At 53.9% G+C, this 25,077-nt stretch carries 18 protein-coding genes; 14 read left to right on the top strand and 4 right to left on the bottom strand.

Translation table 11 applies throughout. From position 1 onward, the window contains the following. The first annotated feature begins 1 nt into the window (after position 1). From AAFJ72_RS18685 to AAFJ72_RS18660, 6 genes are all read left to right on the top strand, one after another. Positions 2-1,705, top strand: a complete 1,704-nt coding sequence (locus AAFJ72_RS18685) for a hypothetical protein (RefSeq protein ID WP_432775213.1) — start codon at positions 2-4, stop codon at positions 1,703-1,705. A gap of 18 nt (positions 1,706-1,723) precedes the next feature. Further along, positions 1,724-2,707, top strand: a complete 984-nt coding sequence (locus AAFJ72_RS18680) for an AAA family ATPase (protein ID WP_432775212.1) — start codon at positions 1,724-1,726, stop codon at positions 2,705-2,707. Next, entirely contained in the window at positions 2,704-3,585 is an 882-nt protein-coding gene (locus AAFJ72_RS18675) for a DUF58 domain-containing protein (protein ID WP_432775210.1), read from the top strand. The genes AAFJ72_RS18680 and AAFJ72_RS18675 overlap by 4 nt, the downstream gene beginning before the upstream one ends. Positions 3,586-3,606: 21 nt before the next feature. Next, entirely contained in the window at positions 3,607-5,466 is a 1,860-nt protein-coding gene (locus AAFJ72_RS18670) for a vWA domain-containing protein (RefSeq protein ID WP_432775209.1), read from the top strand. Next, positions 5,456-8,293, top strand: a complete 2,838-nt coding sequence (locus tag AAFJ72_RS18665; protein WP_432775208.1) for a VWA domain-containing protein — start codon at positions 5,456-5,458, stop codon at positions 8,291-8,293. Before AAFJ72_RS18670 ends, AAFJ72_RS18665 begins: the two co-directional genes overlap by 11 nt. 165 nt (positions 8,294-8,458) lie before the next feature. After that, on the top strand, positions 8,459-10,330 hold the full coding sequence (locus tag AAFJ72_RS18660) for an IS1182 family transposase (protein ID WP_432775207.1): 1,872 nt from the start codon (positions 8,459-8,461) through the stop codon (positions 10,328-10,330). Here the strand turns inward: AAFJ72_RS18660 and AAFJ72_RS18655 are convergent. Beyond that, entirely contained in the window at positions 10,247-12,487 is a 2,241-nt protein-coding gene (locus tag AAFJ72_RS18655; protein ID WP_432775206.1) for a multicopper oxidase family protein, read from the bottom strand. The genes AAFJ72_RS18660 and AAFJ72_RS18655 overlap by 84 nt on opposite strands. 462 nt (positions 12,488-12,949) lie before the next feature. After that, entirely contained in the window at positions 12,950-14,434 is a 1,485-nt protein-coding gene (locus AAFJ72_RS18650) for an IS1182 family transposase (RefSeq protein WP_432774196.1), read from the bottom strand. Positions 14,435-14,854: 420 nt separating this feature from the next. Here AAFJ72_RS18650 and AAFJ72_RS18645 point away from each other — a divergent pair, with 420 nt between their 5' ends. Continuing rightward, the gene (locus tag AAFJ72_RS18645; RefSeq protein WP_432775204.1) at positions 14,855-16,567 is read left to right on the top strand and encodes a methyl-accepting chemotaxis protein; all 1,713 of its coding nucleotides are present in this window, start codon (positions 14,855-14,857) and stop codon (positions 16,565-16,567) included. 84 nt (positions 16,568-16,651) lie between these two features. On the opposite strand, the gene AAFJ72_RS18640 is transcribed toward AAFJ72_RS18645, so the two are convergent. Beyond that, on the bottom strand, positions 16,652-17,791 hold the full coding sequence (locus AAFJ72_RS18640; protein WP_432775202.1) for an ABC transporter permease: 1,140 nt from the start codon (positions 17,789-17,791) through the stop codon (positions 16,652-16,654). Between the two features lie 2 nt (positions 17,792-17,793). Continuing rightward, complete coding sequence (locus AAFJ72_RS18635) at positions 17,794-18,531, bottom strand: ABC transporter ATP-binding protein (protein ID WP_432775200.1); 738 nt, start codon at positions 18,529-18,531, stop codon at positions 17,794-17,796. Between the two features lie 190 nt (positions 18,532-18,721). Here AAFJ72_RS18635 and AAFJ72_RS18630 point away from each other — a divergent pair, with 190 nt between their 5' ends. The 7 genes from AAFJ72_RS18630 (at position 18,722) to AAFJ72_RS18600 (ending at position 24,856) form a co-directional block, all read left to right on the top strand. Continuing rightward, complete coding sequence (locus AAFJ72_RS18630; protein WP_211338255.1) at positions 18,722-19,141, top strand: hypothetical protein; 420 nt, start codon at positions 18,722-18,724, stop codon at positions 19,139-19,141. 122 nt (positions 19,142-19,263) lie between these two features. Beyond that, on the top strand, positions 19,264-19,893 hold the full coding sequence (locus AAFJ72_RS18625) for a SurA N-terminal domain-containing protein (protein WP_432775198.1): 630 nt from the start codon (positions 19,264-19,266) through the stop codon (positions 19,891-19,893). A 52-nt stretch (positions 19,894-19,945) separates the two neighbouring features. Beyond that, complete coding sequence (locus tag AAFJ72_RS18620; RefSeq protein ID WP_432775196.1) at positions 19,946-20,428, top strand: DUF2512 family protein; 483 nt, start codon at positions 19,946-19,948, stop codon at positions 20,426-20,428. Positions 20,429-20,982: 554 nt separating this feature from the next. After that, positions 20,983-22,002, top strand: coding sequence for a cytochrome c oxidase subunit II (coxB, locus tag AAFJ72_RS18615; protein WP_432775194.1), 1,020 nt, complete (start codon positions 20,983-20,985; stop codon positions 22,000-22,002). A gap of 59 nt (positions 22,003-22,061) precedes the next feature. Continuing rightward, positions 22,062-23,909, top strand: coding sequence for a cytochrome c oxidase subunit I (ctaD, locus tag AAFJ72_RS18610; protein WP_122905650.1), 1,848 nt, complete (start codon positions 22,062-22,064; stop codon positions 23,907-23,909). Next, positions 23,909-24,535 (top strand): cytochrome (ubi)quinol oxidase subunit III, encoded by a 627-nt coding sequence (locus AAFJ72_RS18605; protein ID WP_122905649.1) that lies wholly within the window; start codon positions 23,909-23,911, stop codon positions 24,533-24,535. Before ctaD ends, AAFJ72_RS18605 begins: the two co-directional genes overlap by 1 nt. A gap of 3 nt (positions 24,536-24,538) precedes the next feature. Then, positions 24,539-24,856, top strand: a complete 318-nt coding sequence (locus AAFJ72_RS18600; protein WP_122905648.1) for a cytochrome C oxidase subunit IV family protein — start codon at positions 24,539-24,541, stop codon at positions 24,854-24,856. Positions 24,857-25,077 lie beyond the last annotated feature (221 nt).

Genomic DNA, 25,077 nt, shown 5'->3' with positions numbered 1-25,077 from the left:
CATGTTTACGCCAAAAGCAGACAACGAACTGAGGTCACTGCTTGAGCCTGTGCGCAGACAACTGCAAAAACAGGTGCTGCTTCAACAGCTAACACAGTACGGCTTGTGGGGAGCGGGGGGGAGCGCACTGCTTCTCCTCGCTGCCCGTTTGTGGCCGATCCCTTACTACTCCTGGCTTGCGGCCGCGCTGATTCCGTTGGCCCTACTTCTTGGCGGACTGGTTGCGCTCCGCAAAAAAGCGACGCTTTTGCAAAGTGCGCAGGTGGCGGATGGAAACGGCCTGGCCCAGCGGGTCGAGACGGCGTGGGAGCATCGTGACAGCACGTCGTCCGTCGCTGTCATGCAACGGGAAGACGCCCTGCGGCATTTGCGCCAAAACTTGCCGCGCATTATCGAGAGCATTCACATCTGGAGTGGTTTGCCAAAAAAGCTGTACGCTGCGGGTGGCTTGCTGTTGGTGAGCCTGCTCTTGATGATTTGGCCGAATCCGCAGGACGGGCGACTCGCCCAGATGGCGCTGGAAAAACAGGCGATTGCCCAGGCGGAAAAAGAAATCGAGGAAATCAAGCAGGAGACAAAAGCGACCAAAGGCTTGAGCGAAGCACAGAAGAAGCAGCTTGAGGAAATGCTGGAGCAGGCGAAAAAGGCTATGGCAAAAGCAACGGATCCCGCCGAGCGGCTCAATGCGCTGCGGGCAGCGGAAAAACAGCTGGAAAAGCTGCGGGCAGCCGCACAGAACAAAGCGGCGTCTTTGCACAGCTTGCAGCGCGCTCTGGGCAGCCAGCAATCGACCAAATCGCTTGCGGATGCACTGGCAAAAAGCGACCGCGAAGCGTTGACGGCGGCGCTTGCGCAGATGGCAAAAGCGATGGAGAAGATGCCGGAAAAGGAGCGGACTGAGCTTGCCCGTGAACTGGAAAAAGCGGCAGAGCAGTTAAAAAAAGATGCGGCAGCAGCAAACGCAGAGGAACTGAAAAAGGCCGCCGACCAATTGGCACAGGCTGCCCGGGAGATTGCCGCCGGACAAGATCCGCAAGCGCTGGCTGCACTGCAAGCGAGCATGCTGCAAGCATTGGCAGAAGCGCAGCAGTCACAGCAGGCGATGCTCGCGCTTGCCCAGGCGGCAGCCTCGCTCCATCAGTCGCAGATGACGCTGGCGAGTGCCGGAGCTTTCGGCAATAACGGAGCGGGGAGCACTACGCCTGGGGCAGGACAGGCCGTGCCTGCTGCCACGACACCTAGCGGCAGCCCGGCAGCGTCAGGTACGGGCACAACAGCAAACGCGAATCCGAATCCGGCGGGGAACCAGCAGACCCCGCCTGCAAACGGCAGCACAGGTGCCGGGCAAGGAAACGGCTCGACGAATGGCACAGGCAAAGGGACGAGCGGCACGGGAGGCGCCAACGGAGGCAATCAGGGCTCGGGCGCAGGACTCGCCGAAGGAAAACACGAGCTTGTCACTGTCCCGTCCGGTCGCATCGGCACAGACAACGGACCAGCCGAAACAGTAGGAGGCCCGCTCGGCGCGGGACCATCCCAGTCGCAGCAAAGCGGCAACACGCAAGTAACCGCGGGAGGAACGCTGCCGTACGAGGAAGTGTACGGCCAGTACGAGCAATTCGCCCGCGAAAGCATGGAAAAGGGAAGTATTCCGGGCGATTATCAGGATATCGTCAAAGACTATTTCAGCAAAATCGAGCCATAGGAAGGGGAGGACGCGGCTGTGGCACAGCAAACAATCGAGGATTGTCTGGAGCGGGTAGAGCTGGTCAGGCAGGAAATCGGAAAAGTATTGGTGGGACAAAAGGACGTCGTCGAGCAGCTATTGTGGGCGGTGTTCGCAGGCGGGCATGCGCTGTTGGAGGGCGTGCCCGGACTGGGGAAAACGCTGCTGGTGAAAACATTGTCCCAAGCCTTCGAGCTTTCGTTTCAGCGCATCCAGTTTACACCTGACCTGATGCCGACCGATATTACCGGGACGAACATTCTTTTGGTAGACGAGACAGGACAGCAGTCGTTCCAGTTCCAGCACGGGCCGATTTTCGCCCATGTCGTGCTCGCCGACGAGATCAACCGGGCCACGCCCAAGACGCAGAGCGCGCTGCTTGAGGCGATGCAGGAGCGCACTGTTTCGGCAGGGGGCGTCACCCGTCCGCTGCCTTCGCCGTTTTTTGTTTTGGCGACGCAAAACCCGCTGGAGCAGGAAGGTACCTATCCGCTGCCGGAAGCACAGATGGACCGCTTTTTGTTGAAAATCGACGTGCCGTACCCGACCGCAGATGAGCTGAAGGCCATCGTGACCCGGACGACGACCGGGCAGTCTGTGCAGGTGGAAAAAGTCGCTTCGGGCGAGCAGATCGCCTACATTCAGCAGGCCGCCCGCGAAGTTCTGGTGGCAGATGCGGTGCTCGATTACGCCGTCAAGCTGCTGCTGGCCACCCATCCGGGGGAGCAGGCCATCGCCTCGGTCAACCAGTACGTGAGAAACGGGGCAGGTCCGCGCGGCGTGCAGGCGATTGTCTCCTTGGCAAAAGTGCGCGCGCTTTTGGCGGGACGCTACAATCTCGCCTACGAAGACGTGGAGGCGGTAGCGCTGCCGGCTTTGCGCCATCGGATTTTTCTCAACTTTGAAGGCGAGGCGAGCGGCGTGCGGGCTGACCAGATCGTCCGCGACATTTTGAACGCGCTGGCGAGGGAAAAAGCATGAGTCAGCACTTGCTTGACCCGTCGTGGCTGGCCAGACTGGAGCGGCTGCAGCTCGCGACGCGAAAAGCTGTCAGCGGCCGCTACGCGGGGAAAAGACGGGCGAGACAACTTGGCAGCTCGATGGAATTTGCCGATTTTCGGGCGTACGTGCCGGGCGACGATTTGCGGCAACTGGATTGGAATGCGTATGCGCGTTCCGGGAAGCTGTTTTTGAAAAAGTACCTGGACGAAACCGAACTGCACGTGAGCCTGTATATCGATTGCAGCCGCTCGATGGGCTACGGACAGCCGAGCAAGCTGTCGCGCTCGCTCCAGATTGCCGCAGCCCTTGGCTACCTGTCGCTGTGCCAGCTCGATCACGTCTCTGTCTACGCATTCGACAGCCGCATTGTCGCGTCTTTGCGAGACTTGCAGGGAAAAGGCCAGGCGCACAGGCTGCTGCACTTTTTATCAACCGTCCCGGAAGGCGGGGCGGGTGATCTGCATGCCGCGCTTCGCCAACCCGGTGCCGTGCGGGGCAAAGCGGGCATTTCCATCGTGCTGTCGGACTTTTTGTTTCCCGCAGGCTATGCGGATGGGCTGGCCTATTTGCAGGCTGCGCGGCAGGAAGTGACGCTGGTGCAGGTGCTGTCCCAAGAAGAGCTGCAGCCGGATTACACGGGAGAGCTGCGTCTGATTGACGCGGAGACGAGCCAGGCAAAAGAAGTGTCGATGACGGGACTTATGCTCGCCGAGTACCAGAAAAGCTTGCAGCAGTATCGGCAGGAACTGGCCGCTTTTGCCTACGGAAGAGGAATCGCTTTTACCGGGATTGAGGCGGAGCAATCATTGGAATCCATCGTCTTTCACGTATTTCGACAGGCGGGCATGATTCGCTAGAGAGGAGGGAGAGGGACAACTATGCAATGGATGGGTTTGGGCAACTTGTGGTTTGCGCTGATAATCCCGGCCATCATCGTCCTCTACCTGCTCAAACGAAAAGTAGAGGATCGTGTCGTGCCGAGTACGCTGCTCTGGCAGCGCACCTTGCAAAACTGGGAAGCCGTGCGCCCTTGGGAAAAGCTGCGGCGCAACCTGCTTCTCATCTTGCAGCTTCTGGCGGCCTGCTTGCTGGTGCTGGCGCTGACCAGACCCGCGCTGCCGACAGAAGGGATTGCGGCCGATCATACGGTGCTCGTCATGGATACGTCCGCAAGCATGCTGGCAAAAGAGGGCGAAGCGACCAGGCTGGCGCGGGCTGTATCTGAGGCCAAGGCGCTGGTAGAAAAGCTCGGCAGCGGGCAGACCATGACCTTGATCGCTGCGGGCAGCGAGCCGAATGTGCTGGTGTCCAGAAGCGCTGACCATAAGGAGCTTTTGGCGGCGCTGGAGAAGCTGACAGCCCATCTGGGGGCGTCCGATCCGTTGTCTGCGCTTTCGCTGGCGGGAGCAATCGCCGCGAACGAGCCGGGAAGCGGGGTCATCTGGATCGGGGACGGACATGCGGAGCACAAGCTTGCTTTGCAGGCACTTCCCGCTTCGTCGGCGAACTTCCGCTTCATGCAGATGGGACGCTCACGGGAAAATGCGGGCATTGCAGCCTTCGTGACACAGCCCGGACAAGAGGGAGTAGAGGCGCTTTTGCGCGTTGACAACTACGGCAGCGCACCGTCGCGGGGAACCGTGACCGTTTTTGACGACCAAGGCAAGCTTTTGGACACCGATTCTTTTGCAATCGAAGCGTCCGGCTCCCAGACTTTTTCGTTCAGGAAGCTGCCGAAGTCGCCAGCCTATCGCGCCGTGATCGAGCCAGAGCAGGATAGTCTGCTGGAAGACAATACGATCTGGAGCGTGCCTTTTTCGACAAGCAAAGGAAAAGCCGTTCTCTATTCCCCGGCGGGCAACCGCTTTTTGCATCAAGTCATGCAGACGGTTGGCAGCATGGAGGTGGAAACCATCCAGAAAGCTCCGGAACCGGACGCGGAAGCACGCGATCTGTGGGTGTTTGATGGCGAAGTGCCAGACAAGCTGCCGCCGGGAAACATTCTCGTCATTGCACCTGACCGGAAAACCGACTGGCTGCCGCTTTTGGGAGAAAAAGAGCTGGAACAGGGACCGCAGGCGGTGTCGGCAGATGATCCGCTGCTCAAGTACGTGGACTGGCACGAGGTGCATATTGCCAAAGCACAGGTGCTGGGCGAGATGCCGGGGATGCGCACAGTGGTTCGCGCAGGCGACGTGGAACTGGTCCGGACAGGCGTGGTTGACGGCAGACGGGTGGCGATCATTGCCTTCGATTTGCACGATTCTGATTTTCCGCTGCGGCCCGCTTTTCCCATTTTCATGCAAAATGTCGTGAACTGGCTCTCGCCTGCCCAGGCGACGCCAATCGCCGCAAGCCATCCCGGAGATGTATTGTCCATTCCGCTTACACCGGGCGCTTCCGAGCGGCGAGTGACCTACCCGGACGGACAGCAGCAGCCGATTACGGCAGAAGGTACGGTCTGGACGATGCAAGTGCCGGAGCAGCTTGGGCTGTACCGGATTGACGAGACGCTCGATACGGGGCAAGTGAGCCGGTATTTTTCCGTGCGAATCAGCGACGCCGAGTCGGATATTACGCCAAAAGCGCTCAGTGTCTCCGGCGTTTCGACCGGACAGAGCGAAGGAGACAAGCAAGCGGCAAGCGCGACAGGTACGCAGGAGCTGACGTACTGGCTGGCGGCGCTCGTCCTGCTTGTTTTGCTGGTGGAATGGAGGGTGTACCAGCGTGGGTATTAACTTTACACAGCCGTTGTTTCTGCTGCTTTTGCTGCCCGCGGCATACCTCGTGGCAAGCTGGTGGCGGAAGCAAAAGCAGATGCCTGCAAGCCGCAAAGCCGTCATTTCCACGATCCGCCTTGTCCTGTTTGCGCTGCTCGTTCTCGCTTTGGCAGGAACACAGCTGCTCACGCCTGTTCAGGCGAAAACGGTTGTATTTGTCGTGGACCGTTCCGCCTCGATGAAGGACGATCCGCGCGTCCTCTCCTTTTTGCGTGAGGCCATCGCGCAAAAGCGCCCGGAGGACAAGTACGCCATCGTGGCCGTCGGAGCGGAAGCGGCGGTCGATCAGCCGCTGACGACGCGCGCGGAGCTTGCCTCGCTCGGCGTCGAAGTAAACCGCCAGGCGACCAATCTGGCGGAAGGGATTCGGCTCGCTGCGGCCATGATTGAAAGCAACGCCCGCGGCAAAGTCGTGCTGCTCACAGATGGCATCGCGACGAGCGGAGACGCTGCCAGACAAACGAAACTGGCTGCAGAGCGGGGAATCGGCGTGGAGGCTGTTTCTTTGCAACAGCCGCAAGGAGACGAGGTCGTGCTGTCCTCCGTGCAGGTTCCGCAGCGGCTGTACGCTGGCGAGGAATACGCGATCACGGTCGATGTGGACAGCACACTCGCCACCGAAGCTACGCTCAGGTTGTACGAAGGCAATCGCCAGGCAGGCGAGCAAACCGTTCAGATTGATAAAGGGCACAATCGCTTCGTCTTTTCGCAAAAGGCGATGGAGCAAGGCTTTCACCGCTACCGCGTCGAAATCGAGCCGCGTCACGATACCGTCCAGGCGAACAACCAGGCGACTGCTTACACGCAGGTGGCAGGCGCTCCGGTCGTCCTCGTCGTGGAGGGACATCCGGGGGCAGCGACCAATCTCGTCCAGGCGCTGCAGGCCGGAAACATGCGGGTGGAGCTGCGAGAGCTAGCCATGCTGCCGAAGGAGCTGGAAGGCTACAAGCAGTACGCGACGATTGTTTTGGCTGATTTGCCTGCCACAGAGGTAAGCGATGCCGACATGGAGCGAATCCGGACGGCTGTGCGCGATCTGGGCATTGGCCTTATCATGACAGGGGGCAGCGACAGCTTCGGGATGGGCGGCTGGTTCCAGACGCCGATTGAGGAGGCGCTGCCCGTGCACATGGATTTGCGCGGCAAAGAACAGCTGCCTTCGCTTGGGCTGGAGCTTTTGATCGACAAATCGGGCAGCATGAGCGTCGACGCGAAGGGTGCCGACAAAATGGAGCTGGCGAAGGAAGCGGCGATCCGCGCCACGACGATGATGAATCCGCAAGACTACATCGGGGTGATCGCCTTTGACGGCAGCCCGTGGGAAGTGGTTGCGCCCCAGGCCGTCACGAAGCAGGAGACGATCCATCAGCAGATCGGCAGCATCAGTGCCGATGGCGGAACAGATATTTACCCGGCGCTGCAGTTGGCGTACGAACGGGTAAAAACGATGAACACGCAGCGAAAGCACGTCATTTTGCTGACAGATGGACAGTCTGGCATGCAGGATGACTACCAGGGGCTTTTGCAGCAAATGACAGCCGAGAATATTACGGTTTCCACGGTCGCGGTCGGCGATGATGCCGACACACAGCTGCTGGAAATGATTGCGCAAGCCGGAAATGGCCGCTACTACTTCGCCAATGACGCGGAGTCGATTCCGAAAATTTTCAGCAAGGAAACCGCGCTGGCCAGCCGCACGTTTATTGTGGAAAAGCCGCAAATACCCGAGAAGACGGGATCCGGGATGTGGCCAAGCCTGCAAACCGCGCTGCCGCCGCTGCGGGCGTACGTCGCGACAACCGCCAAACAGACGGCGGAGACATCGCTTGTGAGCGCGGATGACGATCCGATTTTGACCCGCTGGCAATACGGGCTGGGCCGTTCCGTCGCCTGGACGAGCGATCTCGAAGGCAAATGGGCGCCGGACTGGATCGGCAACGGAAGGCTCTGGAACGAAGTGGTCGCCTGGACGTTTCCGCAGGTTGCCGAAGGAAAGTGGAAGACGCAAACAAGCATGGACGGAGCGGTGGGCACTGTCAAAGTGACGATGCCTGCCGGGGAAAGCCTGCCGCAAGAGTTGGAGGCGGTTGTGCTCAATCAAAACATGCAGCGCGAAGTCGTCAAGCTGAAGCCGGTTGCGCCCGGTGTCCTGGAAGGCCAGTTTGAGACGGCAGAGCCGGGCACGTACATGATCCAGATTTCGGAAAAGGCCCAAGGACGGGTACTGGCGAGCCAAACGACGGGGCTGACCGTCTCGTACTCGCCTGAATACGGCATGACGCCGGACGGGGAAAAAGAGCTGCGCACATGGCTGCTCGCGGGTGGCGGCAAGCAGATTGCCGAGCCGGAGGAAGTGTTTGGCGGCGAGCTTCCCGCGAAGTGGGATACGCAGCCGATCAGCGAATGGCTGATGATGCTTGCGGCCTTGCTGTTGCCGGTAGACGTGGCGGTGCGCCGTTTGCAGCTGCCGGATCAATGGTGGGCCAGGCTTTCGAGTCTGTGGCGCAGGCAGTCTGCCCCAGCATCGGCGAATGGACAGCAAGCCGTACTTGACAGGCTTTCCGACAGACGCGCTGGGCTGACGCGCTCTCGGCCGGATGCCGCTTTGCAGGAGCAGGAGGGCAAGGCCAAGCCTGCCTCCCATGTACGGACAGCTATGCAGGAGCCGGCAAACAAGCCGGAAGCGTCGGCGCGAAAACAGCAGCAAGCTCGTGCAGAGAGTAAGGACGCAGACGACACGCTGAACAGGCTCCTTGCTGCCAAGAAGCGGCGAAGCAAGCCGTAAGCACATTGTATCCTGCAAAATATGGAAAAGGGGCTGTCCAGAAAGTCAGTGTAACCTGACTGCTGGACGCCCCGTTTTTATTAATGTGAAAATTAGGCACAAAAAAATCGCCACATCCTGTAGAATGGAAGTTACCACACTACCAACTCAGAAAGGGCGATTTTTTTGCGTAATCGAACGACTACTACTGAACAGTATATCACGGAACTTTCACTTCCTCTAGGGGATATAGAAAAGAATAGGATTGCCAAACGAAAACTTGCTCCTACATTCAAATCTTACGACAACAAGCAAATCCAAATGATTCTGGATTTGGAATTGTATATCCCGCCCCATCATGTGGCACGTGTCATTGATGAGATGATCGAGGCCATTCCAGACAAGCAGTTGTTCGCGCATTATACAGGGGGCGGTCGCAGCTCCTATCATCCGAAAATGCTGCTGAAAGTCATTCTTTACGGATACTCGCAGAAAGTCTATTCCTGCCGTGGAATCGAAAAGCTGTTGCAAGAGAACATCCCTGCCATGTGGCTGGCTGCGATGCAACAGCCCGACTTTCGGACCATAAACGAGTTCCGTGGTGTACGCATGAAAGCTCTCATAGACGAGTTGTTTGAAACCATGATTCAAAAGCTGATTGCGGACAATTACATCACGATGGAAAACTACTTTCTCGATGGCACGAAGATCGAAGCCAATGCAAACAAGTATTCCTTTGTATGGAAAAAGTCCGTACTTCGCTTTGAAGAGAAGCTGAAGGAAAAGATCCAGGAGACCCTTGCCCATATTCATAGCCTTACCCGACAAGAGGCTGGAGAGTATGTCGCTGTCCATTCAGAGGAACTCCCTGCCAAGCTCGAAGAAGCCGCCGCCGCATTGGAGGAAAAAGTCGAAGAATTGACGGAACAAATCGCTAACACAAGTGAGAGTGCCGAACGGAAAATCTTGCGCCAAGAGCGTAGTGCCCTGAAGCAACCCCTAAAACAAATCCGTGAGGATTTTCTTCCCCGCCTGACGAAGTATGAACAGCAAAAGGTCATCTTCGGTGAGCGCAACAGTTATTCCAAAACAGACCCGGATGCCACGTTTATGCGAATGAAGGAAGACCACATGAAAAATGGGCAGTTAAAGCCGGGATACAACGTGCAAATAGCCACGGAAAACCAGTTTATTTTGTCTTACAGCCTTCATCAACGTCCAACGGATACGCGATGCTTCATTCCACATATGGAACGACTGGCTGCGTCTTCTTTACCGATGCCAAAAACGGTCATTGCCGATGCGGGCTATGGCAGTGAGGAAAACTATTTGTATGCAGTTGGAGAAGAAAAAGAGCCGCGTTTTGATTTTCTCATTCCCTATAGCAACTACATGAAAGAGAAAACGAGAAGTTACCAAAAAGATATACGACATGCATCGAATTGGACGTACGAAGAGTTGGATGATCGATTCATTTGCCCTAACGGCCGAAATGTTCCATTTAAGAAATATCAAACGAAAAAAACACATTCTGGTCTGGAACAGAGCTTCAAGATTTATGAATGTGAGGATTGCAGGGATTGCCCACTCAAGTCAGCCTGTACGAAAGCAAAAGGAAACCGCCAGGTACACTGGAATACGATCTGGGAAGAGTTGAAAGCAAAAGCCAAAGGAGCCCTTGAGGATGACGAGAAGTCCGCTATCTATTTTCGGCGTAAAGTCGAAGTCGAAAGCGTGTTCGGTCACATCAAGGGCAATCGGTCGTTCCGCCGATTTTCCTTGCGAGGGTTGGATAAGGTTCATACAGAGTTTGGGATTGTGGCTTTAGCCCACAATCTACTGAAGGTGGCGAGCATCCGCCTGACTGCCTTCATCAATAAAGAAACGAAGGAACTAAAAAAATGGACGGGAACCTTTCGGTTTTCCGCCCATTTTTTATTTTGGGGACTTATTGGACAGCCCCTTTTCCTACGCTTATTCCAGATGATTGCGGGTTGCATGACCGAATTCGTAAGGAGAGGTTACTCCTTCATACAGAAGGTGCATGCTCATGCCTAGCGAGGCGTGATCCTGGTTGTGGCAATGATCCATCCACAGACCAGGATTGTCTGCGCGAAACGCCACTTCATACGTTTCGCCCGGCGCTACATTGAGGGTGTCCGTCCACCATGGACTGCCTGTTACGGGCTTGCCGTTGCGCGTGAGCACCAGCATATGATGGCCGTGCAGGTGCATGGGATGATCCATAAAGCTGCGGTTGACGAAGGTTACTTTCACCAGATCGCCTTCTGCGACCATCATCATCGGCGTATCGGGAAACACCTTGCCGTTGATGGTCCACAGGCCCTCAAAGCGGCCATCGAACATCCCGAAGGCGACGTCAAACAGCATCTCGTATTCGCGATCAAAAGGCGTGCGCAAATCAAAGGGCAGCGTCATCGGTGCGCCGTAACGGGCGGGATCGAAAAGCGGCACCCCTTCCTGCAGGGCGGGTACCTCTCCGCTGCCGTCCGGGCTGAGCAGCAGCCCTTTTTCCGCCGTTTTCCCCTTCCCGGCCGAAGCGAACAACACAGGACGGTCCGGCATGGTAAAGTACAGGTCGTATCTGCCGCCAGCCCCCAACTGCAACGCCTGATTGGCGATCAGATTCGGCTCGTTGACATCGTTCCCGTCAATGGCGACAACCTGAAACGGGGTCCCGCAAAGCTGGTAGGTGATCGGCATATTTTCGGCGTTGATAAAGCGAAGTCTTACAGGTGTGCCAGGCGAAACGGTTTGCATCAAAAGCGTGTCAGCTCCGTTGATCGTCGCTCCTTCGCCTTTTGGCTTATGGTGAATGACGGTGAGATCGCGAATGCTGGACTCCGCGCCTTCTGTGCTTGCCGCAGGCTCGACGACCAGCGTGCCAAACAGTCCTTTTCGCACCTGGACGGACGCTTGCTGGTGCGAATGATACCAAAACGTTCCGGCTTGGTTGGCATAAAACCGATAGACGTGCGTTTCGCCGGGGAGCACGGCGTCCTGTGTCGCTCCTGCCACGCCGTCTTCGGCATTGGGGACGTTCAGCCCGTGCCAGTGGATGGTGACGCCATCGGCAATATCTTTGTTTTCCAGCACGACTTCAACCAGTTCGCCTTGCTTGATGCGCAGCTCCGGACCCGGATATTGCCCGTTAAAGGTCCACGCCTCCATCGTTTTGCCGGAGGACAGCCGCACGGTGGCTTTTTGGGCTGTCAGCGTAAATTGCCGATCCGCCTCACCTTCGCGCGGTCCGGTCAACTCTGCTACACTCACCGCCTGGATGGCGGAAGCAGCGCGGTCGTGCCCGGCTTGGGCCGATTGCGCGCGGGCAAACAGCCCCGTGCCGTGTCCGGTGTCGATGTTCGTATGATCGGTCATTTTGAACTGCGCAGGCAATTTGCTGGCGAGAAGCGCCTGATTGCCCCAGAAAAAGCTTCCTGTTGCCAGGAGCAACAGAACAGCCGTCCCGCGCAAAAACCGAAAAAGAGGCGCAGGCGGCTTCCATTCTGAAGAGCGGGAGCAGCGCTGTTGCTGCCAGGATTGCATGATCCAAAGCGCAGAGGTGCCTGCTACAAGTACGCCCCAGGCGAACAGGAGAATGGATGGCTCCAGAGTAACGGCGGGAAAGAAAAGTTGCAGGAAGCAGGCCGTCACGCTCCCCAGGACCGTCGCTTGCAGCGGGACGATCAGCTCAGGAGCCGACGCGCTCTTTCGCAAATCCACATCGACCAGCTCAGACTCAGTCGGCTGTGCGTTGTCTTGTTCCAGCAGCCCTGCGATTTCCAAGGTAGCGGCGTTCTCCGAAAGCAGGGACAGATCGGGATTATCCACGATGTACGACGGCTTCTCCTGGGACTTGCCCGGCTTTGCTCCCAGCTGCCACAAGCGGGGCAGCGAAATGCAGACAACCGTGAGCAATGGGACGACGATCAGGGGCAGAAAGCCGATCGCTTTATCCTTTAGGAAAAGCCAACCGAACGATTGAAAATACCCCCAGGTGACAAACAGGTGCCCGGCGAAGGCCAGTATGAACAGCCAGACAAAAAACTGCGTCCAGCGTGCCTTGTTTGCCAGCGCCCGTCTGGTTGGCTGATAGATGAGCGCCTTGGCTTTCAGCCCAGGAATGAGTGCAGTGAACACCAAAATGAGAAAAAAACCTTGATGAATTCCGGCAAGTATTGCAAAATCTGCCATAGAATAATTCCTCCCCTAATCCTTTCCATCATTCATGATAGAGAGGTTCGCAAGCCAGCCAAACGTACCAGGGCAGTATTTTCCCTCCGACTCAGGGCGGATAACCAAAAGGAAAGGGGAACAGACAGCATGTCTTTTGATTTTGTGGAAACATAACAACGCTCTTTTCGCTGCCGTTCTCCGATTTCAGTGGGGAGCAATACGCAGAAGCGCTACTCGACCTGCAAAAGCGAATGGAGCCGCTCGGTTATGTCGACATTCCCAACTATCGCTTCCTGATCGTGGCCGCGCCCGAAGGAAAATCTGTTTACAAATAGGCTGCCATTTGTCGATAAAGATACAGGGAGTTTTGGCAAAAGCGCCCTTTGGGAGAGCACTGCAAAAGTGCTCTCTCGGTTTTTAATAATGGGTTCATGTCAATAATTGATGCCGACGGCATCAAAAAGAATGCAGCCTTACTTCTTACGAAGCTGGCTGCATTTGCTTTATTAGCTTTACCATTCGCTTTACGTTTACAACGAATGCCGTTAAGTATGCTTGTATCCGCATACCAAATAAACCACGGTATTTTGCCCTGGTCAATCCATGAAATCTTTTTAATTCAGCATTTTTGTGCTCAATGATCCGGCGACGCTTCGATCGCTCTTTGAAGGTGGTGCTTGCCTCAAACCTCATGTGCTCTTGATAGTGCTCCGCCACCATACGAATGGAATAAGTCTTTGCTTTGGCACCAGGCTTGTAGCATCCTTCGCGAAGTGGACATGTCTTGCACTTCTCCACATCAAAGTAAAAGACAAGAGAACGGCTGCGCCCGGATTTTTTCTTCCCTTGTACCGCTTTTCGTATACTGTGCTCTCCGGTTGGGCAAATGACAAAGTCGGCGTCTTTGTTGTATGTAAAGCCTTCCTGTTTCATTCCTCCGGAATGGACAATTGGGTTTAAGGGGACTATCGGTTGAATGTCTTTTGAGGCAAGGAGATTTAAATTGTCTTTTCCAGAGTAAGCAGTGTCTCCGATGACTTCCTCAATCTTCATACCTGTCTTTTCTGTTTGCTCTAATAGCTTTGGCAGTTGTTTGCCATCATCTTCACTTCCACCCGTAACTTCAATCGCAGTGATGATCTCTTCTTCTGTCATCGCTACATGCTCTTTGTAGCCAAAAAAGGAGAGGGTATTGCTTTTCCAGCCAAAACGCGCGTCTGGGTCAATCGCAGACATGATGCCTTTGTTTGCTAGTAACCGTTCATCTTCCACGATTTGCTTTGCGTGCTTGAGTTTTTCGGAGATGGCCCCTTCATGATCAGGAAGGAGATTTTCTACCGTTTCTCCCAGTTCAGCGAGGTAATGTAGCATCACTTTTGCCGCATCGACATCGCCTTGCATACACTTCGGAGGACGAGGAAGTTTCTTCTCCAGCTTTGGATGCTTTTTAAGTACGGCTCGTACGAGCCGTTTGGCGGCTTCCTGCAACACGTCCAAAGGCCGTTTCTTTTGAGTGGAAGCAACAGTATGTGTTGCATCGACAATGAGTGTTTTTGACTTAATCAAGCCTTCTTCTACGCACTGTTTTACAAGCACTTGTAAGATTTCGTTAATCTGGCTTGCACCTAAGCGATGATTCCGAAATCGGGATAATTGTGACGGATCGGGCAAAGTATCCTCAGGATTCAACCCCAAGAACCATTTATACGCGAGGTTTACTTGTGCTTCTTGAATCATTCGCTCATCGGATAAGCCATAAAGATACTGCAGAAATAAAAGACGAAACAGAAGTTCCGGTTCATTCGCTGGTCTTCCGTAATATTCACAATAAGATGGACGAACTAACTCGTAAATGAACGAAAAGTCCACAGCTTCGTTGATTTTTCGAAGAAGATGGTCTTCGGGAATTAAATTGTAAAGTTCTGAATGAAATGAGGCTTTCAATTGTCTGTCAGCAGATAGCATGGCAACATGTCCTTTGAACATTTTCTTAATATTGATTATAGCGAAAAACCAGCACCGCGAGGTGCTGGCAATCATTCAAAGCCAAAAAGCTGATGGAGTTTGGAATAGGAGGCGTTTTATTTGCGGAGCGCCTTTGCCAGCCTTCCAGCGTAGAGACGTGGACACGGGGATGAAGGGGGCGTTAGTCTCACTTCATTGTGAAACCCAGATGTTGAGCCCCCGCCCCGTGAAACGTCTCGGAACGGACAGATAAGCCCCATAGTGGGCTGGCAACGAAGCGAAGCAAAGAAACGCCTTCACTTTCCATATAAAGGAAGTGTTTTGCAGTGCTCTCCTTTGGGGGTGCTTTTTGTTTGAAAAAGTGTCTTACAGGGAATTATCTATCAAATTTCAGGTAAGGTGAAGGAGAGATGAGCAAGGATGAGCAAGAGCCTAGCCAGTCGTGTAGTTGTGCTCGTGGCCGTAATTGTCGTAGTAATGATGGCGGCCAATCTTTTCATGCTGAAATCAAACAGCGCAACTACCGTTGAACGTACGCTTTCACACTCAAGCATTGACCTGGCGATGCATATTGCTGCGGGCGTAGATGCTGAAACGCTGGCGAGATTTTTGGCCCAGCCAAAGCCGGAAAAAAACGATGATTACCAGTCCCTTCTGGCTACGTTGAAAGACTATTTGGAGAAGACGGGGGCGCTCTATGTATACATCGTCCTGGCCGATGGCGAAAAGGTCAAGATAATGGTGGACGGATCGGATGGATCGGGGGTTGACTTCGAGATTGGCCAGCCTACGAGCGCGACCACATTCGCTGACATTTCGCCTGCGCTGCAGGGAGGAACCAACAGTACGCCAATCGTGCAGGACCCGGTGTACGGAGCGTACCTCAGCGCGTTTGCACCGATTCAGGACAAATCCGGAAAAGTCATCGCGGTGCTCGGTGTCGACACAGCCGCGGAAAAGGTTGAGCAAATAAACGGGCAGGTCCTGGCTGAGACGATGCCGGGCATGATTGCCTCCATGGTTGTCGTCACAGTGATTGCGCTTGTGTGCGTATACATTGTGGTGAAACGGATGCTGCGTCCTTTGGGGGTCGTACAGGAGGCGTCCACGCGCATTGCTGGCGGAGACCTGACGGATACGCAAATCGCGGTTACGAACAGAAATGATGAGATTGGCCGCATTGTTGTCGCTTTTCGCGAGATGACGACCCAGTTGCGGCAAATCATCGGCGGTGTCAAGGAGACGACGGTAAGCATTGACAATATGGCGGCTTCCATCTGCGAAGGCGCAGCGTCTGTCCGCGAGCAGAACCAGAACATTGCCATCACGAGCCAGGAAATTGCTTCCGGCAACGAGCAAACCGCAACCGCGATGGAAACCGCCGTGCAAACCGTACAGGAGTTTTTAAGCGAGCTGGCCGAGTTGAACCGCGCGATCGAAGCGATGGACGCCGTGTCCAACCAGGTAGCTGACATTGGACAGAGCAGCTATAAGGTACTGCAAGAGTTTCTCGCGGATGGAACGGAAACGAACAAGCAGTTCCATGACGTGCAACATACGATGACGATTCTGGAAGAAAAATCGGCCCGGATCAACGATGTGATTGAAACGATCCAGCAAATCGCCGCACAGACCAACCTGCTTGCCTTGAACGCCGCCATCGAGAGCGCACGCGCTGGAGAGGCGGGGCGCGGTTTTGCCGTAGTCGCAGACGAGGTGCGCAAACTGGCCGAGCAGACGGGAACGGCGACACTGGTCATTCAGGAGAGCATCAGGGACATCCAGGATCAGGTGAAGCAGGCGACAGAAAAAACAAATGTGACATTGAACCGTTACAATGCCGGGACGAAGCGTCTCGATTCAGTGGCCAAAGAAATCACAGAGCTGTCCAACATGACGAACACGCTCAACGTCATGTCCACCGTGGAAACGATGAAGCACGAACAAAACAAGGTGAACGAATCGATAATGACGGTTACGGCCATTTCCGAGCAGACAGCAGCCGCCACGGAAGAAGTATCGGCAACCATCCAGGAAGTCAGCAGCAACGTGGACCGGTTTGTCGTCGAGATTCAGGATGTCACAGAAAGCATCCAGGAGCTGCGCAGAAAAGTGGATACGTTCCACCTGTAAGCCCTGCTCGCCACCCTAACTGGCATGCATGAAAAAACAGCCCTTCGAACAGGCTCCAAGTCCTGGTTCGAAGGGCTGTTTTCGCTACCATATGCCTGCGGCGATGTGCACAGCTGCTTGCAGCAGCAGCAAAACCGAGCGCATCCAGACAAATGCACGCCTTTGCGCAGGTGCAGGAACCGGGAAGAGCAGCTCGTTATTTCGCTTGCTCTGCTGCCGCCACATGCCGTTCAGTTGGCTTGCTGTCATCAGCAGCAAGAGCCCGGCTGCAATCGCCTTCGCCAGCAGGCTTGGCAACAGCAGCACGAGAACGGCACCGATTACGACCAGCCGCCCGTAGATCCCGGCCAGCTCGCCGGAGCGGAGGAACGTTTTGACGTACAAATGCCTTGCTGTATTTGCCTGACCGTACGGCAAAAGCTGTGTCAGGCCAGTCAGCCAAAAGCGCGGCTTTACCTGGCGTTGCAAAGCAGGAACATCCTGCACGTTGTTCATGAATTGATAAAAGCGGTGCCGCAAGCGATTTTCCATCGCAAGCAGGCGGTACCATTGCAGCGGCAGTCCGGCGCGTACCTTGCGCATCTGTACGTGAAGCCAGACGATGAGAACCGCGCCGATCACGCCGCCAAAAGGCACGTGCCCGAAGCTGAGAAACTGCCCCGCGCTGAGCACCCATGCCAGTACGAGATACGACAGGCCGAACCGGGCGAGCGTGTACAGCCGCTCCGTTTTTTTCGCGGACAGCCGCAAAAATATCCAGCTGCTGTGTACATTCCAGCCCTTCAGCAGAAAAGGTACCAGCCAGTACAGCCACAGTTGCAGTCCGGTTGCCCCGATTACGCCCGTGTACAGGGGCGAGAGCAAAAGCAGCAGCACGAACAGGCCGACGCTCTGTACGGCAAAGTTGTAGACTTGCGCTTTGCGAAAATAGCCGTCAAGCCGCGTCTCGTGCGGAGTGAGAAAGAGCAGGTCCGCTTCCAGCAAAAAGGTGCGATGAGGGCTGCGCGTGACGAAAAGGGCAAGGACCAGCGCCAGGCCATGCGTCAACGGAAACCAGGCCGGAATCATCGCGATGATGTTGCGGTAATAAAAGGAAAGCAATCCGGTCAGAAATACAGCAATAAAAAGTACGCCGCCATTGGCCATATACTGTGCATACCTGATGAATTCCATGGAAAAGGCATGCAGTCTTTTTCGAAACAATTGATCCGCATCAAACTTCACTGTTATTCATCCTCTACGATCCGCAAATAGATGTCATCCAGGGAGTGGCCGGACAGCCCTGTGAACTGCCGAAGCTCGTCCAGCGTGCCTTGCGCTTTGATTTCCCCTTTGTGCAAAATGATGAAACGGTCGCAATACTTTTCGGCAGTGGCCAAAATATGCGTCGACATCAGGATGCCTGCGCCCTGTTCCTTGCAGCGCTGCAGCCAGGTCAGCAAAGAGCGAATCCCGAGCGGGTCCAGGCCGAGAATCGGCTCGTCCACGATATAGAGCGGCGGCTGTACGAGCAGCGCCATCATAATCATCAGCTTTTGCCGCATTCCTTTGGAAAACTGCTGAGGAAAACGGTTTTTCATCTCTTCCATGCGAAATTCCCTGAGCAGAAGCTCGGCCCGTTTGGACAGTTCTTCTTTCGTCAAGCCGTGACTCATCGCCATCAGCTCGATGTGCTCCCACAGCGTCAGCTCCTCGTAGTAAATGGGAGACTCGGGAATGTAGCCGTAAGAGAGTCGATAGCTGTCCGGAGCGGATTGAAACGATTGACCCGCAATCTTGATCGCGCCGTCCAGCGGCTGCAAAAGGCCGAGAATATGCTTGATCGTCGTACTTTTCCCCGCGCCGTTCAGTCCGATCAATGCGACGATTTCGCGGGGGTGAACGGCAAACGAAATATTTTTGATGACAGCGTGGCTCGGGGAGTAACCCCCTGTCACGTTGTTTACTTCCAGCAAGGCTGCCATGGTTTCCTCCTTCACACCATAACGAATGGCAATCGGTCATCCTCCTATTGTAGCGCATTAGCAAAGATTTGGAAAAACGCAGCGTGCAGCCTTTTTTGCGCGTCGGGGCAAAGGAAGGGATAACCGTACAAGCAATGGCTCTGTGCCTGACATAAACAAGGTATTACAAGGGACGGAGGAGGTGTGACCTATGTCGCCGGGAAAACAGGACAATCAAAGAGACACCGACATACAGATGCAGCGGCTCTATCAGAAACCGGGCAAATTCGAAGAAAGAATCGACCAGCTTGAGGGACAAGTGACAGTCGTAACAAAGTGGTTGGAACGAATCGAACACAGATTGGAACGTATGGAAGACGTACGCATTGATGTGTTGCAAGCGATTGCGAAGCTAGAGACGGAACTGAAATTGAGAGAAGAAAAAGCGAGCAAAGAGAAAGATATCATCATGCAGCTATTGGACAACGACAATCGGGACAAGGAAAATCTGACACAGATCATCGAAGGGGACAAAAGCAGGAGACAGGAGCGATTTTTGCAAATATGGGCGGTTTTGGGTCCCGTCCTTGCCTCCGTCCTCACTTCTTTTTTTGCCCGATTTTTTATGTAGCCGCAAAGACTGGCACATAATGATATACGAATGTGGAAAAGTTGTGTAATCCTCATTCCATTTTTCTACCGTATCTCCTGACTATACTGGGTGGGCAGATAACAGAAAGTGAGGATATCCAAGTGAAGAAGTTCGACGTTTCTATTCTTTCGGTTGCCGTTTTGCTGACCGGACTGGCTGTGCTCGGTGTCTACCAGGCAAATGAGGCAGACAGGGACCCGGTTCTGGTCAAGGCTGGTGATACCTCAATTACACAATATCAACTGTACGATGAAATGAAATCGATGTACGGCAAGCAGATGATCCATGAACTGGTCGCACAGTCGCTGATTTCACAGGAAGCCAAGGTGCAAAACGTCACAGTAACCAAGGAAGAAATGGATAAGGAGATCGCCTCGATGAAAGAGCAGGCCGGCTCGGAGGAAGCGTTCCAAAACTACCTCAAGAGCATGGGCATGACCGAACAAAAGCTGCGTGAGAAGCTGACTGTTCTGATGACGCGGGACAAGCTGCTCGACAAGGCTTTTCCGGTGACAGATGAACAGATCAAAAAGTATTACGAGGAAAACAAGCAGCACATGGGATCGCCGGCACCGGAATTGGAAAAGGTGCGGGAGCAGATTAAAACGTTTTTGACCGATCAAAACCGCAGCGAAAACTACAACGATTGGCTCAATCAGATTCAGCAAACGCACAAGGTGGAATGGTACGACCCTTCCTTAGACGATCCGGCCCAGCCCGTTGCGGGGTAAGCCGCAGCATCCTCTCTGCATCAGTAAAGACTTTCCTGCTCGGAAGCGACGAGTGGGGAAGTCTTTTTTTGACTGCGCTTTTGCCAGCTCCTGCTGGCTGCGCGGACAAGTGGGACATGGCGGGGATTGTCGGCCAAAAGAGGGGCATACTGAGAAGAACCCGGTCAAAGGAGTGGGAACACACGTGGACGGTCTTTGGATGAAGCTGCTTGTAACTCCGGTTTTGGTTGTTTTGGCCGACGCTCTCTTTCCCGAGGTGAATTTTGCCAACCTGTACCAGTCTGTCGGAGTGGGATTTGTGCTCGCTCTCGCAGGTTTTTTCCTGGACAGGGCAATACTTGCGCCCGGCAGTCTCTGGCTTTCGACCGCAATGGATTTGACTGTTGGCTTTCTCATCGTCTACGGAAGTGTCGTCTTTTTGCCAGACGCCCAAATTTCCCCGATGGGAGCAGGATTCGTCGCGATTTTCTACGGGGTGGCCGAATACTTGCAGCATACGTGGCTGCTTCGCGCCATCCGGTCGGGAAAGGCATAGAGCCTCGCATGATGCAGGACAGGTTCAACGTCTTTTGGAAGACGGGAAGCTGTCCTTTTTGCTTGCTGTTGGCATGATTGCGATTTTGTCAAGGGGGTCTCTTTTTCCCGACCGCGCCTGAAAGCGATTGCGTAAAATCCGGCCTTGACGAATGCCAGGAAAGCGGACGCTTCAAATCCGCCAGAATCATCCAGAAAACAGAAAAACTGGACTTGCTTTCAAGCAAACCCACTCATTTTTACCTAAATTGGATAAAATTTTCAGGAAAGTTCACAAATTTGTTCATAAATTTGTTAACAAAATGATAACAAATAGCCTGTAGATCAAGGAAAATTTATGTATACTTGAATAGTTACCACGCATTGGTAGAAGACTGCTTTCTTGCCTGTGCTCCTTTGTTTGTATGAGGAATGATTGCTAATACTTTTCCAGATTGGGTATGATAGTTGGGGAAGTATAACTAGCTATTCTTGCGCAAATGAAAGAGTATGGGAGCTTCTAGTTGTAAGCGTGGCTAGAACGTTACCAACACGAAGAAAGAGGGGTTCATAGGTATGAAGGGTTGGCAACAGTTTTGGCGTCAGCTTTCTCTTTTTGGTCTGCTGGCGCTGGTGTTAACCGGGTGTGGCAAAGATGAGCTCTCAGCGCTCAAACCTTCCGGCCCGGTGGCTGCGATGCAGTATGACCTGATGAAGCTGTCCTCCGCTATCATGATCGGCGTCTTTATTGTCGTAATGCTGATCTTTACGTACGTCCTTATTCGATATCGTAAGCGTCCAGGACAGCAAGGCATTCCAAAGCAGGTCGAAGGCAACCATGCACTGGAGATTCTTTGGACGGTTATTCCTTTCCTGCTCCTGATTGTCATGGCGGTTCCAACCGTTACGACCGGTTTCGCTCTGCATGAGGAATATCCGAAAGAGGAAGCGCTTCAAGTGAAGGTGACTGCTCACCAGTTCTGGTGGGAATTCGAGTATCCGGATCTGGGAGTAGCAACAGCACAAGACCTGGTTTTGCCAGTTGGCAAAAAGGTTCAGTTCCACCTGACCTCTGCTGACGTTATGCACGCATTCTGGATTCCGGCGTTGGGCGGCAAGATCGACACCAACCCAGGCCAGGAAAACAAAATGTGGCTGCAAGCAGACAAAACAGGCATTTTCTACGGCAAGTGCGCGGAGCTCTGTGGAGCGTCCCATGCCTTGATGGACTTCAAGGTTGAAGTAATGGACCAAGCGGCATTTGACAAATGGATAGACGGCATGAAGGGCGTTCAGTCCAAAGATCCGGCCGTTGCTACATCTCCAGGTGCTGCACAAGGTCAAGAAATCTTCAACAAAAGCTGTCTCGGCTGTCATGCCGTTGCCGGCAAAGGCGGCAAACTGGGTCCAAACCTGACCAACTTCGCGGATCGCGAGCGCGTAGCAGGTATTCTCGAACATACGCCTGAAAATGTAGCGAAGTGGCTGAAAGATCCGCAAAAGGAAAAACCAGGCAACAACATGCCTAACCTCAACCTTGACGATGCACAAGTGAAAGCGCTTGTAGAGTACATGTCTACACTCAGCGTGAAGTAATTACCGTAATGAAATGACAGGATGTCATAGGAAGTTACGCTTAAAAAGGAGGTAAACCTGTGTCTGCACATGCTTCTCACGCACCCGCACCAAAACGTTCAGGGCTGTGGGATTGGCTCACGACGGTGGATCACAAGAAGATTGCGATCCTGTACCTGATTGCCGGCGGTATTTTCTTCCTGGCTGGCGGTTTTGAAGCCCTGCTGATCCGTTTGCAGTTGATGTATCCAGAATCTCAAGTAGTTGGTGCCGGGCTATTTAACGAACTGATTACCATGCACGGCACGACGATGATCTTCCTGGCAGTCATGCCGGTCATCTTCGCGCTGATGAACGCAGTCGTTCCGCTGCAAATCGGCGCACGCGACGTAGCGTTCCCGTTTGTTAACGCTCTCGGTTTCTGGCTCTTCTTCTTCGGAGGACTGCTCCTGAACACCAGCTGGTTCCTTGGCGGAGCGCCAGATGCCGGATGGACATCTTATACAACTTTGGCTTTGAACCAATACAGCGGCCGCGGGGTAGACTTCTACGTTCTCGGTCTGCAAATTGCCGGTCTTGGTACGCTGATCGGTGGTATCAACTTCCTGGTTACCATCATCAACATGCGTGCTCCAGGTATGACATTCATGCGTATGCCAATGTTCACCTGGGCGTCTTTTGTAACATCCGGTCTGATTCTGTTCGCGTTCCCTGCGATTACAGTCGGCCTGGTTCTCTTGATGTTTGACCGTCTGTTTGGCGGTAACTTTTTCAACCCGGATGCCGGCGGTAACGTCATCATTTGGGAGCACTTGTTCTGGATCTTCGGTCACCCCGAAGTATACATCCTGATTCTCCCAGCATTCGGTATCATTTCCGAAGTCGTATCCACATTCTCGAAAAAGCGTCTGTTCGGTTACAGCTCCATGGTATTCGCAACAGCGCTTATCGGCTTCCTTGGCTTCATGGTGTGGGCTCACCACATGTTTACAACCGGTTTGGGCGCGATTGCCAATACGCTGTTCGGTCTGGCCACGATGCTGATTGCGGTGCCAACTGGTATCAAAATCTTCAACTGGCTGCTGACCATGTGGGGCGGACAAATCACCTTCCCTACAGCAAATCTGTGGGCAGTAGGTTTCATCCCGACCTTTACAATCGGTGGTATGACAGGGGTTATGCTTGCGGTTCCGCCAGCTGACTACCAATACCATGACAGCTACTTCGTAGTAGCGCACTTCCACTACGTTATCGTAGGGGGTCTCGTGTCTGGTCTGTTCGCAGGTCTGTACTACTGGTGGCCGAAAATGTTCGGCAAAATGCTCAATGAAAAGCTCGGTAAATGGAACTTCTGGACGTTCTTCATCGGGTTCCACCTTACCTTCTTCCCGCAGCACTTCCTTGGTCTGATGGGGATGCCACGCCGCGTCTACACGTTCCTGAAAGGCCAGGATCTCGACGTAGGGAACTTTATCAGTACCATCGGTGTATTCGGTATGACAATCGGTACGATCCTGTTCCTGGTTAACGTCGTTGTTTCTGCAAAAGGCAAACGCGCTGTAGCAGATCCGTGGGACGGTCGTACACTGGAGTGGACGATTCCGTCGCCGCCACCTGAGTACAACTTTGCGCAAACACCGCTGGTTCGCGGTCTGGATGCATTCTGGATCGAGAAAATGGCTGGCAACAAAGGCATGACACCGGCTGAACCGCTTGGTGACATCCACATGCCGTCGCCATCGTTCCTGCCATTCCTGATGTCTGTAGGCCTGTTCATTGCGGGCTATGGCTTCATGTACCACAACTACGTGGTCGTGGTGATCGGCTTGCTCGTGACATTCGGATGCATGTTCGCTCGTTCTGTCAAGGACGATCCTGGTTATCATATTCATGAGGACGAAATCGAAGAGAAAGGGGTTAAGGCTTAATGGCTACACATCATGCAAATGCAGTATTACCTGATGAACCGGAAAAAGCCACCCTTGAAGGCAAGAACAAGATTCTTGGCTTCTGGCTCTTCCTTGGTGGGGAGACCGTTCTTTTCGGTTCCTTGTTCGCAACATTCATCGCGCTGCGCGATCAGGTAAACGGCGGTCCTACATCCCAGCAGCTGTTCGACATGCCGCTGGTTGCAGCAGCAACGCTCATCCTGCTTACCAGCTCGATGACAAGTGTTATGGCTACACTCGCTTTGCACAAGAAAAACCTGAAAATGATTCAGGTGTGGCTGACCATCACTGTATTGCTCGGTATCGGCTTCCTTGCGCTGGAGATTTACGAGTTTGTGCATTACGTGCATGAAGGACACAAAATTTCCACGAGTGCCTTCGGTTCTGCGTTCTATACGCTGGTTGGCTTCCACGGAGGTCACGTAGCGTTCGGGATTTTGTGGATCATCCTGCTGCAGTTGTCCGCAGTGAAAAAAGGTCTGACCGTAGTAACTGCTCCGAAGTTTTACCTGGCCAGCTTGTACTGGCACTTTATCGACGTAGTGTGGGTGTTCATCTTTACCGTGGTATATCTCATGGGTATGATCGGTGGAAAGGTGGGGTAATCTATGGGAGCACATGCTCACAATGAAGAGGTACGCAAGCCGAAAGTAAAACACGACAGTCCTAAACGACACGTAGTGGCTTTCATCGGATCTCTCGTGTTGACCGCTCTGGCATTTATTGCCGTAGCGTATGAAGTGATTCCGGCAGGGTTCACCGTACCGTTCATCGTCATACTGGCCTTCGTTCAGGCGTTCTTCCAACTGTTTGTTTGGATGCACATGGACCAAAAAGGCCATGAATATGCACGCATCAGCATTTTCGCCGGGCTGTTCTTCATCCTGGCGGCGATTATCGTCTTCATTTTCTGGGTGTGGGTCTAGGACACCGGAATGTGAAAAAAGAGGGCAGACGCAATGTCTGTCCTCTTTTTTTAGGCTGTCAGAAGTCATTTCTGACAGCCATTTTTTGTACTAATGTAGAAAATCAAAGATAAGCATGAGAGGGGAGGAATGGTTTTTCCAGCGGATTACTTCGACAGAGTTTTCTTGCTTTTTGAAAAATACTTGCACCTGTCCGGAAGGCTTTATATAATAAAAATACA

Origin of the sequence: Brevibacillus gelatini (assembly GCF_050920745.1) — a bacterium.
GTDB lineage: Bacteria > Bacillota > Bacilli > Brevibacillales > Brevibacillaceae > Brevibacillus > Brevibacillus gelatini.
The sequence above is the reverse complement of the archived record's forward strand: the minus strand, read 5'-3'. Positions and strand labels throughout refer to the sequence as shown.

Bases quoted from the DNA above. Each gene is read 5' to 3' on its own strand.
- AAFJ72_RS18685 (WP_432775213.1), top strand. From the start codon at position 2: ATGTTTACGCCAAAAGCAGACAACGAACTGAGGTCACTGCTTGAGCCT.
- AAFJ72_RS18675 (WP_432775210.1), top strand. From the start codon at position 2,704: ATGAGTCAGCACTTGCTTGACCCGTCGTGGCTGGCCAGACTGGAGCGG.
- AAFJ72_RS18670 (WP_432775209.1), top strand. From the start codon at position 3,607: ATGCAATGGATGGGTTTGGGCAACTTGTGGTTTGCGCTGATAATCCCG.
- AAFJ72_RS18655 (WP_432775206.1), bottom strand. From the start codon at position 12,487: ATGGCAGATTTTGCAATACTTGCCGGAATTCATCAAGGTTTTTTTCTC.
- AAFJ72_RS18650 (WP_432774196.1), bottom strand. From the start codon at position 14,434: ATGCTATCTGCTGACAGACAATTGAAAGCCTCATTTCATTCAGAACTT.
- AAFJ72_RS18645 (WP_432775204.1), top strand. From the start codon at position 14,855: ATGAGCAAGAGCCTAGCCAGTCGTGTAGTTGTGCTCGTGGCCGTAATT.
- AAFJ72_RS18635 (WP_432775200.1), bottom strand. From the start codon at position 18,531: ATGGCAGCCTTGCTGGAAGTAAACAACGTGACAGGGGGTTACTCCCCG.
- AAFJ72_RS18630 (WP_211338255.1), top strand. From the start codon at position 18,722: ATGTCGCCGGGAAAACAGGACAATCAAAGAGACACCGACATACAGATG.
- coxB (WP_432775194.1), top strand. From the start codon at position 20,983: ATGAAGGGTTGGCAACAGTTTTGGCGTCAGCTTTCTCTTTTTGGTCTG.
- AAFJ72_RS18605 (WP_122905649.1), top strand. From the start codon at position 23,909: ATGGCTACACATCATGCAAATGCAGTATTACCTGATGAACCGGAAAAA.
- AAFJ72_RS18600 (WP_122905648.1), top strand. From the start codon at position 24,539: ATGGGAGCACATGCTCACAATGAAGAGGTACGCAAGCCGAAAGTAAAA.